Source organism: Corynebacterium sp. CCUG 65737, assembly GCF_024454115.1.
Classification (GTDB): domain Bacteria; phylum Actinomycetota; class Actinomycetes; order Mycobacteriales; family Mycobacteriaceae; genus Corynebacterium; species Corynebacterium genitalium.
In genome coordinates, this window is record NZ_JAGPZB010000006.1 from 25,597 (window position 1) to 42,757 (window position 17,161).

The 17,161-nt window shown below is 63.3% G+C and carries 15 protein-coding genes; 6 read left to right on the forward strand and 9 right to left on the reverse strand.

Annotated elements, in window-relative coordinates; translation table 11 throughout:
* Positions 1–191: 191 nt before the first annotated feature.
* Positions 192–1,313, forward strand: a complete 1,122-nt coding sequence (locus tag KBX17_RS06090) for a glutamate--cysteine ligase (RefSeq protein ID WP_256019038.1) — start codon at positions 192–194, stop codon at positions 1,311–1,313.
* Here KBX17_RS06090 and KBX17_RS06095 read toward each other — a convergent pair.
* From KBX17_RS06095 to KBX17_RS06135, 9 genes are all read right to left on the reverse strand, one after another.
* Positions 1,310–1,675, reverse strand: coding sequence for a monovalent cation/H(+) antiporter subunit G (locus tag KBX17_RS06095; protein ID WP_005288420.1), 366 nt, complete (start codon positions 1,673–1,675; stop codon positions 1,310–1,312). The two genes, KBX17_RS06090 and KBX17_RS06095, sit on opposite strands and share 4 nt — an antisense overlap.
* Positions 1,675–1,953, reverse strand: a complete 279-nt coding sequence (locus KBX17_RS06100; protein WP_005288422.1) for a monovalent cation/H+ antiporter complex subunit F — start codon at positions 1,951–1,953, stop codon at positions 1,675–1,677. Before KBX17_RS06100 ends, KBX17_RS06095 begins: the two co-directional genes overlap by 1 nt.
* Before the next feature lie 6 nt (positions 1,954–1,959).
* A complete protein-coding gene (locus KBX17_RS06105; RefSeq protein ID WP_005288425.1) occupies positions 1,960–2,478 on the reverse strand; it encodes a Na+/H+ antiporter subunit E in 519 nt (172 codons plus the stop codon).
* A complete protein-coding gene (locus tag KBX17_RS06110) occupies positions 2,475–4,352 on the reverse strand; it encodes a Na+/H+ antiporter subunit D (protein ID WP_256018938.1) in 1,878 nt (625 codons plus the stop codon). Before KBX17_RS06110 ends, KBX17_RS06105 begins: the two co-directional genes overlap by 4 nt.
* Positions 4,342–4,836: a Na(+)/H(+) antiporter subunit C gene (locus KBX17_RS06115; RefSeq protein ID WP_256018939.1), complete on the reverse strand. Its 495-nt coding sequence runs from the start codon at positions 4,834–4,836 to the stop codon at positions 4,342–4,344. The genes KBX17_RS06110 and KBX17_RS06115 overlap by 11 nt, the downstream gene beginning before the upstream one ends.
* On the reverse strand, positions 4,837–7,887 hold the full coding sequence (locus tag KBX17_RS06120; RefSeq protein ID WP_256019039.1) for a Na+/H+ antiporter subunit A: 3,051 nt from the start codon (positions 7,885–7,887) through the stop codon (positions 4,837–4,839).
* Between the two features lie 194 nt (positions 7,888–8,081).
* A complete protein-coding gene (locus tag KBX17_RS06125; protein ID WP_255995620.1) occupies positions 8,082–8,603 on the reverse strand; it encodes an acetyl-CoA acetyltransferase in 522 nt (173 codons plus the stop codon).
* A gap of 363 nt (positions 8,604–8,966) precedes the next feature.
* The gene (locus tag KBX17_RS06130; protein ID WP_256018940.1) at positions 8,967–10,340 is read right to left on the reverse strand and encodes a M20/M25/M40 family metallo-hydrolase; all 1,374 of its coding nucleotides are present in this window, start codon (positions 10,338–10,340) and stop codon (positions 8,967–8,969) included.
* A gap of 160 nt (positions 10,341–10,500) precedes the next feature.
* A complete protein-coding gene (locus KBX17_RS06135) occupies positions 10,501–12,168 on the reverse strand; it encodes an HNH endonuclease (RefSeq protein ID WP_256018941.1) in 1,668 nt (555 codons plus the stop codon).
* 447 nt (positions 12,169–12,615) lie between these two features.
* Here KBX17_RS06135 and groL point away from each other — a divergent pair, with 447 nt between their 5' ends.
* The 5 genes from groL (at position 12,616) to KBX17_RS06160 (ending at position 17,144) form a co-directional block, all read left to right on the forward strand.
* Positions 12,616–14,250 carry a chaperonin GroEL gene (groL, locus tag KBX17_RS06140; protein ID WP_005288447.1) on the forward strand — a complete coding sequence of 545 codons (1,635 nt, stop codon included), beginning with the start codon at positions 12,616–12,618 and terminating at the stop codon, positions 14,248–14,250.
* Positions 14,251–14,778: 528 nt separating this feature from the next.
* Positions 14,779–14,973 (forward strand): hypothetical protein, encoded by a 195-nt coding sequence (locus tag KBX17_RS06145; RefSeq protein WP_005288449.1) that lies wholly within the window; start codon positions 14,779–14,781, stop codon positions 14,971–14,973.
* A 39-nt stretch (positions 14,974–15,012) separates the two neighbouring features.
* The gene (locus tag KBX17_RS06150) at positions 15,013–15,144 is read left to right on the forward strand and encodes a hypothetical protein (protein WP_256004291.1); all 132 of its coding nucleotides are present in this window, start codon (positions 15,013–15,015) and stop codon (positions 15,142–15,144) included.
* A gap of 284 nt (positions 15,145–15,428) precedes the next feature.
* Complete coding sequence (ppk2, locus tag KBX17_RS06155) at positions 15,429–16,322, forward strand: polyphosphate kinase 2 (RefSeq protein WP_040424180.1); 894 nt, start codon at positions 15,429–15,431, stop codon at positions 16,320–16,322.
* Positions 16,323–16,364: 42 nt separating this feature from the next.
* Positions 16,365–17,144 carry an enoyl-CoA hydratase-related protein gene (locus KBX17_RS06160; RefSeq protein WP_255998455.1) on the forward strand — a complete coding sequence of 260 codons (780 nt, stop codon included), beginning with the start codon at positions 16,365–16,367 and terminating at the stop codon, positions 17,142–17,144.
* Positions 17,145–17,161 lie beyond the last annotated feature (17 nt).

Consider the following 17,161-nt stretch of genomic DNA (forward strand, 5'->3'; position numbering starts at 1 on the left):
TTTTGTCGCTTTAGTATCGCCTTCTACTGAGTTCGCTAAGATCCGACCTGGGAAAATGCTGCTGAAATCCGCCAGAAGGCGATATTAAAATTGTAAAACCGCCCCGCATGACGTATTCAGAAACAATGCAGCCCAACGCGAACACTGCGAGCACCGCGAACCCCACGCACAACCCCGCCGCCCACTCCGTTATGGACCCGTTCCGCGATTTCAACCGCTCGGAGGGCCCGTCGTTGGGCGTGGAGTGGGAGATTGGTGTGATTGATCCGGCCACCCGCGACCTGGTGGCGCGGGGCCCGGAGGTGATCCAGGCGGTGGACGATCGCTGGCCGGATGTGCACCTGGAGAAGGAGTTTCTGCAGAACACGGTCGAGCTGGTCACCCCGGTGTGCCGCAATACGGCGGAGGCGATCGAGTATCTCCGCGCCACGAAGGACAAGATTCAGGCCGTCACGGACGAGAAGAACTTGCAGTTGTGGGCGAGCGGCGGCCACCCGTTCTCGGATTTCCGCGAGCAGGCGGTGGGAGATAAGCCGACGTACCAGGAGATCATTAACCGCACGCAGTACTGGGGCCAGCAGATGTTGCTGTGGGGTACGCACGTTCACGTGGGCATTCAGCATGAGGAGCGGGTGTGGCCGATCATCAACGCGATCATGACGAAGTACCCGCACCTTTTGGCGATTAGCGCGGCGAGCCCTGCGTGGGAGGGCCTGGACACGGGATACGCGTCGAACCGCACGATGCTGTACCAGCAGCTTCCCACCGCGGGCATGCCGTACCAGTTCCAAAATTGGTCGGAGTGGGTGCAGTTCATGCGCGACCAGACCACCTCGGGCGTCACGTCGCACACCGGCTCAATGCATTTCGACGTCCGCCCGGCGGCGAAGTGGGGCACCATCGAGGTGCGTATTTCGGACGCATCGCCGACCCTCCGCGAGCTCGCGGCGGTTGTGGCGCTCACGCACTGTTTGGTGGTGCACTACGACGCGATGCTTGACGACGGCCGCGACCTGCCCACCCTCCAACCCTGGCACGTCGCAGAAAACAAATGGAGGGGCGCTCGTTATGGCCTGGAGGCCGAGGTGATCACGAGTCGTGCGACGGATGAGCGCCTCGTCACCGATGAGCTGTATGACATGGTCGAGGAGCTCCAGCCGGTGGCGCAGCGTTTGGGGTGCGTTGATGAGCTGAATCTGGTGCCGGGGATCATCGAGCAGGGCGCGGCGTATCAGCGTCAGCGCGCGATCTACGAGCGGACGGGGGACTGGCGCGACGTGGTCGACGCCACGGTTGCTGAGCTGCGCGGCTAGTACTTCGCGGGGTTCTCGTTGACGGCGATCTGGTCGTCGCCGCCGTAGAGGGCTTCGCGTCGGGAGACGCGGCCGAGGCGCTGCGCGGTGACCGGGTTTGTCATGAGGGCGAAGAGGAGTAGGAGGAAGAGCATTCCGATGTCGCCGCGCTGGCCGGGCCCGAAGCTGTCGGAGCCGGTGAGGCGGAAGATGACGCCGATGATCACCAGCACCAGCCCCACGGTCTGAGGTTTGGTGACAGCGTGAATGCGGGCGAGGGTGTTGCCGAAGCGGGCGATGCCGACGGAGGCGAAGAAGACCTGCAGGGCGCCGAAGCTGATGAAGATGAGCGACAGGACGTCGGAGATGAATTCCCAGGTCATTAGAGTGCACCGTCCCTCTTGCGGAAGCGGGCCACCGACAGGGAGCCGATGAAGCCTAGCAGGGCGACGACGAACATCGCATTGACCACGGTGGTGTCGAGGGTCCAGCAGATGTAGGTGGCCAGCGCGCACTGGAGTGAGGCGACAACGCCGTCCATGGCGATGACCCGGTCGAGCGAGTTGGGGCCGACCACGAGGCGCCAGGTGGTGATGAAGAACCCGGCGACAAGGAACGCGGCCGCGACGGCCAGCACGGAGTTGTAAATCATGTCGTCCATGGTGGATCAGTGGGCCTTTCTCTTCTCGAAGATGGCGATCATGGAGGCCTCCAGCTCCTTGACGTCATGGAGGGCCTTGTCGATTGCTTGCTGGGATCCGGCGTTGAGCACGTGGATGGTCCAGATGCGGTTGGCCAGGTCGATATCGGTGACGCAGCCGCCGGGTTGGAGGTTGTAGGCGCATGTGGCGAAGTAGAGTTCCAGCTCGGACCCCAAGCGCATGGGCACCTTGAAAATGCCGCTCTTCGGCGGGTCAGCGGGCCGGATGGCGAGCCACGACACCTGGATGGCGGCGGTGAAGAGCTGGCCGACCCAGCGGATACCGAACTTGCTCAGCTCCCAGAAGTCGATGCTGATGCCGCCGGTGGGCAGCGGCGGCAGGGGCAGCAGCACGGTGATCAGGATGCCTAAAGCGAGGCCGGCGAAGACGTTGCCCCAGCTCAGTTCACCCATGAGCAGGATCCACATGAGGGTCAGCCAGACGATGAACCAGGGGCGGAAGCGGCTGCGGAATCTTTGCATCATGAGTCCTCTGCCTCCCCGACGACGGAAGATTTTTCACGCTCGGGGCGCACCCCGCCGGTGGCCTTCTCCTCTTCGTAGGAGGGGTTGGTGCCGCCGTTATCAGCCCGTGCACCCGTGTCGGCCGGCGAGGGAACAGGCTCGGTGGAGACCCCAGCGTCGGGGGTGCGGATGTCGTGGCGTCGCTGGTCGATGGTGTCGGAGCCGTCGTCAAGCCTGTCTTGGTCAAGGGTGCGTGAGGGGTTCGACCAATCGTCGCCGAGCACAGCGGTGCGGTAGATGGATTGGTCCATCGCGGAGTCGGCGGCGCGGCCGGTGATGGCGGAGATTGGGCCGGCGAGCACCGTGATGCCCACAGATGCGGCGATGAGTGTGGTGGTGGAGGCCATCATGCCAAACGGGACGCGGCCGACGTCGGAACGTTCGGAGGCGTCGACGGTGTCGTGAATGTCAGCCAGCGGGCTCACGCGCACGCTGGTCACGTTGCCTTCGGGGGCGTCGGAGCGGTCGCGCAGGAACGCCTTCGACCAGACGATCATCATGGCGTACAGGGTGAGCAGCGATGTCACCACGGCGCCGACGATGAGCACCCACGACAGCCACGTGCCGTCTTCGGCGCCGGCCTGGAGCAGCATGACTTTCCCCAGGAAGCCGGAAAACGGCGGGATGCCACCCAGGTTCAGCGCCGGGACGAAGTACAAAATCGCGATGAACGGTGCGGTATAGAGCAGCGAGCCGAGGCGGCGCAGCTGCGAGGAGCCGACCTGGCGCTCGATCAGGCTGACCACGAGGAACAGCGAGGTCTGCACCAGAATGTGGTGGACCGCGTAGAAGATCGCGCCGTTGAGACCGTGCTGGGAGCCCAGGGCGACACCGAAGATCATGTAGCCGATGTGGCTGACCAGGGTAAACGACAAGAGACGTTTGATGTCGTTTTGGGCGAGCGCACCCATCACGCCGACGATCATGGTGGCCAGTGCGACCCACATCATCAGGATGTCCAACGACCCGTCGGTGAACATGGTGACGCGCACGCGGATGATGGAGTACACGCCCACCTTGGTCAAAAGGCCGGCGAAGACGGCGGTGACCAGGGACGCGGCGGTGGGGTAGGAGTCGGGCAGCCAGGCGTCGAGGGGGAAGATCGCGGCCTTAATGCCGAATGCGACGAGCAAGGTTGCGAAGATGGCGGCGCGTGTGCCGTCGTTAAGCTCCTCGAGGCGGATGCCTGCTTGAGCCATGTTGATCGTGCCCACAGACGCGTAGACCAGGCCGAGCGCGAACAGGAAGACCATCGATGACGCCATGGACACCATGACGTAACCGATGCCGGCGCGCACGCGCTGCGGGGACGCGCCCATGGTGAGCAGGACGTAGGACGCGACGAGGAAGATTTCGAAGCCGACGTAGAGGTTGAACAGGTCGCCTGCCAGGAACGAGAGGTTCACGCCCATGGACAGCAGCATGTAGATGGGAAGGAAGACTTCCACGGGGTCGTTCTCGTTGCCGTCGCGGATACCCTGCGAGATGGCGAACCACATCACGCAGAACAGCACGATCGCCGAGACGAACAGCATGATGCCGGAAAGACGGTCGGCGACGAACGTGATTCCGATCGGCGCGTCCCACCCGGCTAGCTGCACCGTCTGGATGCCTTCGATGTCAGCCACCAGAATCATCGACGCCGCGATGACGGCGAGCACCAGGAACGTGAAGAACGCGATGTTGCGCTGCAGCACGCGGTGCTTTCCGGCCAAGAGAATCAGCGCCGCGGCCAGCGCCGGAATGAGTACCGGCAGCGGGATGATGTACGGCATGTACGGCATCAGCCAGTCCACATAGGACGTGTACCACGTGTGGTCGACGTTAGCGCCCATCTTCGGCCTCCTTCACGGGTTCCTCGAAGGAGCGGGGGCCGAAGGCGTCGCCGCCGCGAGAGAGGCGGCCAGTTTCGGGGTCATCGGAGGCGTCAGCGTCCGGCGCGGCAGACGGCGTCGCGGGGCGCGCCGCAATCGCCTGGTCCTCGGCGTCGTGCTCAATCACGTCGTCAGTACGGTAGCGGTACTGCCTGTACAGCAGCGCGAGGATGAATGAGGTCATCGCCATCGAAATCACAATCGCGGTGAGAATCATCGCCTGCGCCAACGGATCCGCAATCACGTCGCCGAAAATGAAGGATTCGCGGTCCCGGATCGGCGGCGACCCCGCCTGCCCGCCGGATTGCAGCAGCAGCAGGTTCGCGCCGTTGCCGATGAGCATCACGCCGAGCAGCATGCGCGTCATCGCGCGGTCCAGCATGAGGTACACGCCGCACGCGATCATCACGCCAGACGCCATGAGCAAAAATAGGTTCGCTTCCACCTACAGCTCCTTTCCGCTTATCGACGCGTGGGGCCGGCCCTCGCTTCGCTCCTCGCCGCCCCCACGAGATGTCTCGGCTTTCTTCTGTTTCTCGGCTTCCCGTTCTCGTTCGCGCTGGGCGAGGGTTTCCTCGCGGGCAGCACGCCGCTGTTCGTTCTTGCGCTGCAGGGCGCGGGCACGGTCGCGGGCGCGCTCCTTGCGCTCGTCCTCTTCCAGGTCGAGCTGGCCGCCCAGGGAATGCAGGATGTGCATGGCCAGGCCGATGACAATGGCGTAGACGCCGGCGTCGAAAAGCAGGGCGCTGGGGATGGTGACCGGGCCGATGAGCGGCAGCTCCGGCTCAATATAACCCGAGGTCAGCGGCGGGTAGCCCATGAACATGGGGATGATCGCCGCGGCGCCGGAGAGCAGCAGGCCGGTGCCCAGGATCTTTGCCGGGTCGACCGGCAGGGCCTCTTCGAGTTCCTCGCGGCCGCCGGCGAGGTAGCGCAGCGTGAAGGCGAGGCCAGCGACCAAGCCGCCGGCGAAGCCGCCGCCGGGCGCGTTGTGGCCGGAGAAGAAGAAGTACGCCGACAGCAGGATCATCGACGGGAAGAGGATGCGGGTGACCACGTCCACCATGATCGAGCGGTTCTGCGACTTCTCCGTGTCCACGCCGGAGGCCAGCCAGCGCGGTTGCCGGGAACTCAGCGTCGGGCGGCGCGAGCTGCGCTGGAAGGACTGGGTGCGGTAGATCAGGGAGGCCACGCCGGTCGCGGCGATGACCAGGACGCTGATCTCACCGAGGGTATCGGCGGCGCGCAGGTCCACCAGCAGCACGTTCACGGTGTTGCGGCCGTGGCCGATGTCGTAGGCGAGGTCGGGCATGAACTCGGAGATCGGCGTGGCGGTGCGGGCGGACATGGCCACCATGGCCACGACCACGACGGACAGGCCGGTGCCGACGGACAGCCAGGCGCGCAGGCGGTTGTCCAAGTCCTTGCGGACATCGACGTCGGTGGGCAGCTTGCGCAGGACGAGCATGAACACGACCATGACGATCGTCTCCACAAGCACCTGCGTCAGCGCCAGGTCCGGCGCGCCGTGCAGAGCGAACATGAACGCCAGGGCGTAACCGGTCATGCCCACCAAGATCACGATGGACAAACGGTTCCGAGCGCGGGTCGCGGCGACAGCGCAGATCATCAGGATGATCGCGGCCATGCCCTGCCACGGAGAATCCCACAGGATCATGCGGATGTCGTTGGCGCCGCCGATGATCAGCGCGCCGATGGGCACGACCATGAGCACAGCGAAGATCGTGGCCAGGTTGATGGTCAACGAACCACGCTGCGTCGACGCGGTCAAGCGTAGCGACGCCTGACGCAACGCCTTGAGCATGTTGTCCCACAGAGCATCTGCATCGCCCAGCGCCGGGCGGTCGAACTGGGCGCGGGCGACCAGCTGGCGCTGCAGGAACATGATCGTGCCCACCAGCACAATGACGATCGTGAGCATGAGCGGCACCGTGATGCCGTGCCACAGCTTCAGGTCTTTGCCGGGGTCGCCGGGGAAGCGCACGTCGAGGTGCTGGTTGAACGCGTCCGACAGCAGGCCAGGGAACGGTCCGAAGATAACCGTCAGGACGGTCAGGACCGCAGGAGGCAACCACTGGAGGAATTGGATGGGGTCGCGGTCGCGGACGGCGGGGGTGGAGCCGTCGATAAGCTCTGTGTCTTCGCTGAGCTCGTGCTCTTTTTTGCGGGCGAAGGCGCCCCACAGGAAGTACAGCGAGTACGCCATGGTGAGGATGGAGCCGACCACGAACGCCACGAGCATCATGTTGCGCGGCATGCCGACTAGCAGTTCCTCATGCAGGGTCGCTTCGAGGGCGGCTTCTTTGGCGACGAAGCCCCACAGCGGCGGAATGCCCGCCATCGACGCAGCGGAGATGGTGGCCAGGATGGCGACCAGTGGTTCGCGGCGGCCCAGGCCGGACAGTTCGCGGATGTCGCGGGTGCCGGTGGTGTGGTCGATGGCGCCGACGATCATGAACAGCGCTGCTTTGAATAGCGAGTGGCTGAACACCAAGGTCAGGCCCGCCATGGTGGCGGAGGGGGAACCGATGCCGATGACGGCGATCATGAATCCCAGCTGCGAGACGGTGCCATAGGCGAGGATGAGTTTCAGGTCGACCTGCTTCAGAGCCATCCAGCCGCCGAGGAGCATGGTGAAGATGCCGGCCGGGATGACCACGACGTGCCAGGCCGGGATGGGTGCAAAGTCGGGCGCGAGGCGGGCGATGAGGTAAACGCCAGCCTTCACCATGGCTGCGGAGTGCAAGTAGGCCGAGACCGGTGTCGGGGCGGCCATCGCGCCGGGCAGCCAGAAGTGGAACGGGGCCTGGGCGGACTTGGTCAGGGCGCCAAGGAGCAGCAGCACCACGACGGCGGAAATCCACGGGACGTCCGCCAGCTCGGTGCGGGCGGGGATTTCGGACAGCCGCCAAATGCCGGTCTGGGTGCCGAAGAGGACGATGCCCAGCAGCATGGCCAGGCCGCCGAAGGTGGTGACCAGTAGCGCCTGGTTGGCGGCGCGGCGTGACGACGCGCGCTCACCGTAGTAGGAGACCAGCAGGAACGACAGTACCGACGTGATCTCCCAGAAGATGTACATGACCAGGAAGTTGTCGGAGATGACCAAGCCGTACATCGCCATGGCGAACATAGTCAGCTGGGAGCTGAAGATGCTCAGGCGAATGGGGTTCGTGTCGAAATACCCCCAGCAGTACAGCAGCACCAGGGCGCCCGCGCCGAGGATGATCAGGGAGAACAGGCCCGCGAGGGCATCGAGCCGGAACTCCAGGTTGAGATACAGCCCGGGCATCCACGGATAGCTGGCCAGGATTTCGCCGCCATCTTTGAAGGTGCCGTCGGCGAACTGGTACACCATCCACGCGAAACCGGCCCCGGGAACCAGGGCCAGGATGCCGAAGGCGGGGCGGCCGAACGCGCGAAGCAAAAACGGGGCGGCCGCGGTGGCTGCGACGAGGGCGAAGAGCAGCGTGATCACAGGGCCTCCCAAGATTCGAATCTAGTTTTCGCACGTTTTTCCGGCGCGCTGACAGGACAGAAACACCCAGCTCAACTTGGGAAATAATGAGACCAAATCAAAAAAGGCGCGTCATCGCTGGCGCGGCCAACGGGATTTACTTTACCGGTTTATTGCCGCGGCCGTAATCCGGGGGTTCGACGTGGATTCGGGGGTTATCCGTAGATGCGCTGGGCGCCAGAGGACATGGCGGCGGCGATGGAAGCCTCGGAGGTGGGGCCGAAGCCGATGGCCCACGCGGTGTTGCGCTCGTTGATCTGGTGGGCGACCTTGATGGCGGTGAACGTTGCCTCGTACAGCTCGATCTGGTGGAATTCGAGGATCTCGATGTAGCGGCCTTCGGTCGCCAGCATCGCAGCGAACGCGTGGGCCGGGCCGGAGGCGGTGACCTCGTGGTGGGTCGTCTGCGGCGGGAACGTCTTGGAGGTCTTGGTGACGTCAGCGGAGTAGCTGTTGTAGCACCAGTTCGCCTTATCCGTGTGGATGTCGGAGATCCGCAGCGTCGGGGTCGGCGCGTAAGTGGCGGTGAACAGCGACCAGCTCATGCCCATGGCTTCCTCACGCAGTTCGCGCGGGAGACGGCGGGGGGATTCGAAGCGCAGCTGGAACGGATCGAGTTCCTCGGTGCGGGTCTGCTGGGTCTGAGTCTGGGTGGCAAAGGCGGTCGTGTTCGACATGTCGAGTCCTTCTACATTTCGCGGTGTTGTGTGGGGGAGGAGTACCGACTCGCTTGTACTGGTTGGCTAACGACCACTCACCCGTGCCGCGTGGAGTCGGTTACTCCGCGTCGGGGTCCGTGGCCCGTAGTACCGCTAGTAGAAGAATGCGCTTTTGCATGACAGTCACTTTAAGCGAGCTTCACGTGACCCGCAACACATTTCGTCGATTCATATACGCGCGCCACTCGATTATCGACGCCCCCGCCCGCCGTTCTCCCATCTCAGCCCCTGTATCTGCGGTCTCGGGTTTCGGGTAAAACTCTCGCAAAAAAGGCCCGAGAATGTTCCGTCTTGCGGGATGGGTGGCGTGGTTTGGGCGAGTTAGAGCTGTGAGACCCGCTGGAGGAAGAGTGCCTCCGCCACGGCGACCCGCTCGATTTCGTACGGGTGCACCGATTCGTCGACGGAGTGGATGCCGGCTGCGTTGTCTTCTACGCCGAACATGGCGATGGCGGCGTCGGGGAAGTGCTTCTGCAACGTCGCCGTGAGCGGGATCGATCCGCCGGAGGCGACGACGGCCAGCTCGACGGCGGGGTCGTCCTTGGCGTAGGCCTCGCGGAGACACGCGCCAAGCAGCCCGATGGCCGGACGGTCCGGGTCGGTGGCGAAGCCGTGGTTGATGTCGAAGATCTCCACCTCCACATGCGCGCCCCACGGAGTGTGGTCGATCAGGTGTTGTTTCAGGGCCTCGGCGGCCTCGGCCGGATCCATCGTCGCGGGCACGCGCAGGTTGAGCTGCGCCTGTGCCTGGGGGACGATCGCGTTCACGGCTTGGTCCACCGGGGTGGAGGTGAAGCCAGTGACGCTCACGGCGGGGCGGGCCCATACGAGGTCGGAAGGCTGCTCGCCGGCCTCGGCATCGCCCATCAAGCCCACGCCGTCGAGGACGCCGCCGTCTTTGCGGAAGGTCTCGGCGGTGTATGGTTCACCTTCCCATGTCTGGGTGCAGTCGAGGCTGTCGATGACGGTCCGGCCGTGCTCGTCGCGAAGCGAATCCAACGTCCGGATCAGCGCCGCCACCGGGTCGGGTGCGGCCCCGCCGAAGGTGCCGGAGTGGATCGCGCCCTCCAAAGTCTTCATGGTCACGCGTACCTGGGCGCCGCCGCGCAGGGCGGTTGTCAGGGTGGGCGTGCCGACCGCAACGTTGCCAGAGTCAGCGATCAGGATGACGTCGGCGCGGAACAGGTCCGGCTTCTCATCGATCAGCTTCTCCAGGCCACCGCCGCCGAGTTCTTCCGAGCCTTCGACCACGACAAGCAGGTTCGCGTCGGTGCCGCCGGCGGCCTCGAGCATGCGCAGAGTTTCAAGGTGCATGGCGATGTTGCCTTTGCAGTCGGAAGCGCCGCGCCCGTACCAGCGACCGTCGCGCGCAGTGAGGGTGAACGGGTCCGATGTCCAAGCGGCGGGGTCGCCGGCCGGAACGATGTCGTAGTGGGAGTACAGCAACACGGTCGGCGCACCATCGGTGCCGGCGCGGCGGCCGATAATGACGTCCGCATTATCGACGGTGGGGTGCCGCTCTACCTCGAATCCATGCTCGGCCACAGCGGCGGTGACCCAGTCCGCGGCGGCGGAGTGCTGGTCGGCCAGTTCCGGTGTGGAGTGCGGGGAATTGAACGACACGAGGCCGGACAGGTCCTTGAAGATCCTGTCGCGGTTGGGGTCGAGCTGTGCTGTGGTGTTGTCGGTGTTCATGTTCGCGACCGTACTCGCGGTGCCGACGGTGTGCGGCTTCCGCAATGGTTGCCGAGAAGGAGAAGTAGGTGCAGGCATGCCTGTGTCCACGGTGCGCGTCTGCGCGAACCGCGGCGCTGGAGCATGCGGGTTTGGGCGTGGCATCGGGAGAAGCGCTTCTCTATTCGCGGGCATGGGTATGTGCTCGCGGTCTGGGCTGTTTTCGGGTGCGGGTTGGTGTGTTGTTTGGTGGGAACAGGGGTGGGTCGGGTCTGGTTTTGGGGGTGGGTGTTGTGGGCCCACTGGTGCCACTGCTGGTGCCGGTGTTGGTGGTGGTGTTTCTGCGGCGGATGCGGTTGGCTGCGCAGTGGTGGGCGGGGTCTGTGGTGTTGAACTGCATGTGTGTAGCCCCGGGTGTGACAAGTCCGGCTTGTCCGGTGTCGGGGTCGTAGTCCATATGTCCTTTGCCCCAGGTGCCGTCGCGGTTGTCGTTGTTGCATCTGTGGTGCTGCCGGCATAATCCGGTGAGGTTATCCATCGTGGTCAAACCACCCAGGATCCAGGCGAAGATGTGGTGGGCTTCGCATTCGGTCAGTGGTTTGGTGCATCCGGTCCAGGAGCAGACGCCTTGGACGGCGAGCATCGCGATGCGCTGCCCGATCGAAGCAGTGCGGGTTTTACCCATCGACAGCGGGACTGCGGTGACGGAGTCGAGCTGGAGGATGAAGTTCGCCTGGTCTGAATCAGCGGTGTCCAGGGTGCCCAGGCCGAGGCGGGCCATGTCGATGACATCAATGTCGATACCTGTGTTGGTGGCAAACAGGCCACCGCCGGCGGCGTAGCCGTCAGCATCGGCAAGATCGTCCATTGTCATGGCGATGACGACAGATGCCGCACCACCGCTGAGCTTCTGCTGGCCTGATTCGAAAGCTTTGAGGATGGTGGTGAATTGGTCGTAGTGGCGTTGGGGTGGCGTGCGGTAATCCGCCACACCACCGGTTTCGCCGGCGCCATCGGTGCCGCGCTGAGCATCACCGGTGTTGGTGTTCGGGGCGAGTCCTTTATCCAGGTGCGCTTTGAACAATGCGGTATCACCGGCGGTGGCGGTGATGGTGATCTCGTGGGTGCCGTCAGCTTTGCGGTGCCCGATGTGGACCGCGCGGTTGGCAAAGCCTGCGTTCGGGTTGTTTCGTGGGGCGTGCTTACGGTTGGCGGCGTCGACGTTGCGGCGCACGAACATCCGGAGGTCTTGTACGTCCCGGGTGGCGGCTTCATCCATGGCTTGGGCGTGGATGCGGGTGCGGTCCCCGCGGGCGGGGGCAAGCAGCTTGTCGAGTTCGCGGCGGATGATGTTCTGCTTCTCCGCGGACACGCCAGCTGCTTTGGTGCGTGCTTCTTCCTGGCTGCGGCGGGCTTGCTCTTCAGCCTCACGGCGAGCGTGTTCGGTTTCCTCATTATCCGTACCGAACTCGAGCTCAAACCCTGAACCACCGGAACCGTCGTCGTCACCACTGATGTCAGCCGGTTCAGGATCAGGTGTCACTGGTGGGGCGAAGAGGTCGCGTCCGCGGGCGAGCCGGTCGTAGGCTTCCCCGGCCGAGAGCCCTAGTCGGGTGGTCAGGTAGGCGTTGGGGTGGACTGCCCCGACGAGTCGTCCGGCGTTGTCACGGTCGCACAGGTAGGCGAATGAAGCGTCGATAAGCGCTTTGGCGTTAAGGTGCTCCTCGAGCTTTTCCATCTCGGCGGCCACATCATGCAGCGATAGTAGAGACGGGTCGGCGAACTCGTCGCGAAGCTGCGCTAAAGCATCGCCGATAGTGTCCACAAGCTGTGCGATGCGCCCCGCCATGGTCCCCTCCCCTCGATACTGTGTGCAGCGTATCAACCGATGCCACCATTGTACCCACCCCCAAACCATGAGCGCAAGACTGTTCGAAAATATTCACAAACATATTTCCCCGGCCAGGCCCAACCCGAGCGCAACTCAAGCGGAGCTCGGCAGCAGACGTGAAAAAGTCGGACACCCATGTTCGCTCAAAGCGCACTCCACGCGCGGGCCCCGACGTTGCACTCCCTACCCCTGACTGCTAAAAATGGCTTTAGCACTCCCGCCAAGTGAGTGCTAAGAACGTCAATCCTGACCGGGATGAGGCTGGTCTGCGAGGGCTAAAGACAACGCGCCCGAGCAGCACTCGCCAGCCGTGCCGTCGCGGGCGCCGGGTTGGGACTTTGAGGCGTGAGAGTGGCGTCGTAAAGCAAAAAACAGCCACCTTAAAAAGAGGAGCAACAAACTCACATGGCAAAGATGATCGCATTCGATGAGGAAGCACGTCGCAGCCTCGAGCAGGGTCTGAACACCCTGGCTGACGCTGTGAAGGTGACGCTGGGCCCAAAGGGCCGCAACGTTGTCCTGGAGAAGTCCTGGGGCGCGCCGGCGATTACGAATGACGGCGTGACCATTGCGAAGGACATCGAGCTCGAGGATCCGTACGAGAAGATCGGTGCTGAGCTGGTCAAGGAAGTCGCCAAGAAGACTGATGACGTCGCTGGCGACGGCACCACCACCGCAACCGTGCTGGCTCAGGCACTGGTCCGTGAGGGCCTGCGCAACGTCGCTGCCGGCTCCAACCCGATGGGCATCAAGCGCGGCATCCAGGCTGCGGCCGAGAAGGTCTCCACCGTCCTGCTCGACTCCGCCAAGGAGGTCGAGACCGAGGAGGAGATCGCTAACACCGCCGGCATTTCCGCGTCTGACCCGGAGATCGGCAAGAAGATCGCCCAGGCGATGTACGCCGTCGGCAACGGCTCCGTGAACAAGGAGTCTGTCATCACCGTCGAGGAGTCCAACACGTTCGGCGTGGACCTCGAGGTCACCGAAGGTATGCGCTTTGACAAGGGCTACATCTCCGCCTACTTCGCCACTGACATGGAGCGCGGCGAGGCTGTCCTGGAGGACCCGTACATCCTCCTGGTGTCCGGCAAGATCTCCAACGTCAAGGAGCTTCTGCAGGTTCTGGAGCAGGTCATGCAGTCCGGCAAGCCGCTGCTGATCATCGCTGAGGATGTAGAGGGCGAGGCTCTGTCCACCCTCGTGGTCAACAAGATCCGCGGCACGTTCAAGTCGGTGGCTGTGAAGGCGCCGGGCTTCGGCGACCGTCGTAAAGCAATGCTGCAGGACATCGCCATCCTCACTGGCGGCCAGGTCATCTCCGAGGAGGTTGGCCTGTCGCTGGACACCGCTGACATCTCCCTGCTCGGCCAGGCACGCAAGGTCGTTGTGACCAAGGACGACACCACCATCGTCCAGGGCGCTGGCGACCAGGCTCAGATCGAGGGCCGCGTGAAGCAGATCCGCGCTGAGATCGACAACTCCGACTCCGACTACGACCGCGAGAAGCTCCAGGAGCGCCTGGCTAAGCTCGCCGGCGGTGTCGCTGTGATCAAGGTGGGTGCTGCCACCGAGGTCGAGCTCAAGGAGCGCAAGCTGCGCATCGAGGACGCTGTCCGCAACGCCAAGGCTGCTGTCGAGGAGGGCATCGTCGCTGGCGGTGGCGTGGCCCTGCTGCAGGCATCCAAGGAGCTCGAGGGCGACCTCGGCCTCGAGGGTGACGAGGCTACCGGCGTCAAGATCGTCCGCGAAGCCCTCTCCGCCCCGCTGAAGCAGATCGCGCTCAATGCTGGCCTCGAGCCGGGCGTTGTCGCTGACAAGGTTGCTAACCTCCCCGCTGGTGAGGGCCTGAACGCCGCCACCGGCGAGTACGTCAACATGCTGGCTAACGGTATCGCTGACCCTGCGAAGGTAACCCGTTCCGCGCTGCAGAACGCCGCGTCCATCGCTGGCCTCTTCCTCACCACAGAGGCTGTCGTCGCGCAGATGCCGGAGCCCGCAGCTCCCGCAATGGACCCGGAGGCCATGGGCGGCATGATGTAGGCACGCTTTCTCGCTTATCGACGCACCCTCCCGCGTCCCTTTGAATCCCCACCCCTAGGCGCAAGCCTGGACGGTGGGGATTTTGCGTGCAACCAGCAGGTTTCTTAGGTCTCGTTTCGGCAACGCTGCGCTGTGAGCTCCAGTTCGGCGCCGGGCCAGTGTGGCTGGAGTAAAGCTGTGAGGCACCCCCGGAATAGGGGTGTCCAAACTTTCAGGAAAAGAATTTTCCTGCTGAATTCGGCATATCGAACGCCTTGCAAAACGCGTTACAGACTGAGGGGTTGTTCGCTTAAAAGTAAATTTTTGACCGTCAAAATATGCAGGTAGTTTGACATAACCGCCATCACTTAACCAACCGTTAATGTTTTAAGGCGAGCTTAAGGAATAATGTGCTGGTCATGGCAATGAATTGCATGTGTTGACGGCTGTGAGATCTATGGCAATATTGCTCTTGTGACGCCCGACCGGGGTGTCTGAACACCAGAAACCTCATCCGGCGTCAGCCGGTGAACTCAAGGAGATTTTCACATGGACGTGAAGGAAATCATCACCCACCTGTCCAACTTCCAGGACACCTGGAAGGGCTGGGACAAGGTCATCAGCGGCCTGACCGACTTCTTCGGCGGCAACCCGATTCAGGACATCGCTGACCTCTTCGCTAACGACGCTGAGAAGCTGAAGGGCGCTTTCGAGCCGCTGTCTTCCCTGTCTTCTAACAACTAATTTCACCCACCAGCCCTAACACATCACAGGAGAAAAACAATGGAATTCTTCGCAGGTTCTTCCCAGTTCGCAGATGGTCTCGGCAAGATCTGGGAGCCGATCTTCAAGTTCATGGAGCCGCTCGTCAAGGCTGCTGAGGGTGCTGAGAAGCTCCTCAAGCTGCTCCCGTAGTAGCTTCCTTCCCGCTTGGGCGGGATTCACTAACCCTGTCGCTTCAGCGGCAGGGTTTTTGCATTTCGTACCTAATCGATTCGCGCTATTCATGCAGTCAAACTAATAGACGTATCAACAGACCCTGACCCATGCATGTAAAACTATGGATGCGTCAACAAGCGTACGGTGATAGATCCCCAAGGTTTCCCCAGTGTTTGTGGTTCGGTGGGAATGAGATGGGGGCGTCGATAAGCGAAATGCATGCCGAGCGCTCCTGCCCGTGCGCGACTACACTCGACCGCATGGCAAACGATGATGACATGCCCATGATCGACCTGACGGAGACCGAGGGTTACTACGTCGACGATTCTGACGAAGATGACCCGGTGCTCCTTAAGGCGGACGGTACCCCGATTGAGACCTGGCGTGAGAACTACCCGTACGACGAGCGCATGAGCCGGGACGAGTACGAGAAGGTCAAGCGCGCTCTGCAGATTGAGTTGCTGAAGTGGCAGAACTGGACGAAAGATACCGGCCAGCGTCACATCATCATCTTCGAGGGCCGCGACGCAGCCGGTAAGGGCGGCACCATCAAGCGCTTCAATGAGCACCTCAACCCGCGTGGTGCGCGCACTGTCGCCCTGGAGAAGCCGAGCCCGCGCGAGTCCACCTCTTGGTACTTCCAGCGCTACATCCAGCACTTCCCGGCTGGCGGCGAGATCGTCTTCTTCGACCGCTCCTGGTACAACCGCTCCGGCGTTGAGCGCGTCATGGGCTTCTGCACCGAGTCGCAGCACGCCGAGTTCCTGCGCGAGGTGCCGATGCTGGAGAACATGATCCTCGGCTCCGGCATTTCCCTGACCAAGTTCTGGTTCTCGGTGACGAAGAAGGAGCAGCGCACCCGCTTCGCCATCCGCCAGGTCGATCCGGTGCGCCAGTGGAAGCTGTCGCCGATGGACCTCGCCTCCCTGGATAAGTGGGACGATTACACCCGCGCCAAGGAAGAGCAGTTCCGCTACACGGACACTGACGAGTCCCCCTGGATCACCATCAAGTCCAACGACAAGAAGCGCGCCCGCATCAACGCGATGCGCTACATCCTGTCCAAGTTTGAGTACACGAACAAGGATCACGATGTTGTGGGCGAACCGGACCCGTTGATCGTCAAGCGCGGCCGCGACCAGATCGGGGACTAATTTCCCATTGTGCGGACGGGCCGGGGGCTTTAGTCTCAAGGTGTGACTATTAGCGTCTCCCGCCCGGCACCGCGCGTCGCGCAACTCACCATTGACCGCGACGAAAAACGCAACGCGCTCAATACGGAAGTCTGCACCTTACTCGAGCGCGCGCTGAACGATTCGCTTATCGACGCCCGCGCCATCCTCATCACCGGCGCCGGCTCCGCCTTCTGCTCCGGCGCGGATCTGAGCGGCGGGGATGTTGGCGAGTTCTACCCCCCGATGGAGTCGCTCTTCATGTCGATCCGCCGCGCACCCGTTCCCGTCATCGCCTACGTGAATGGCCCCGCGATCGGGGCGGGGGCGATGCTCGCCGCCGTGTGTGACCTGCGGGTCGTGTCTCCGACCGCGCGGTTCATGGTCCCGGTGGCCGACATGGCGATCGGCGTCAACGACGTCCTGGTGAAGTCCTTTGAACTTCAGATGGGCGGATCATGGGCGCGGGCGATGCTGCTCGCCGGCGCGAGTATGTCCGCCGCCGACGCGGAGGCCACAGGTTTCGCTGTGCGGCCGTCGATGTTCCCGCGGCTTGAGCTCCCGGGCGTGGGGAGCGAGGCCCATGATTCCGCCGAGTTCGCCGTCGCTCTTGCAGAGCTATGCGCGGGCAAGGCGCCGCTGACGTTGCGGAACGTGAAGATGGAGTTCGCGCACGCGTCAGGCGAGCCGTTCAGTGAGGACGAGTTGGAGTCCGCCCGCCAAGCCCCCTGGGATTCGGCAGATATCCGCGAAGCCGCTCAGGCTGTGGCCGAGAAGCGCACCCCTGAGTTCCGAGGCGAGTAGCGGCTTCCTGAGTAGCG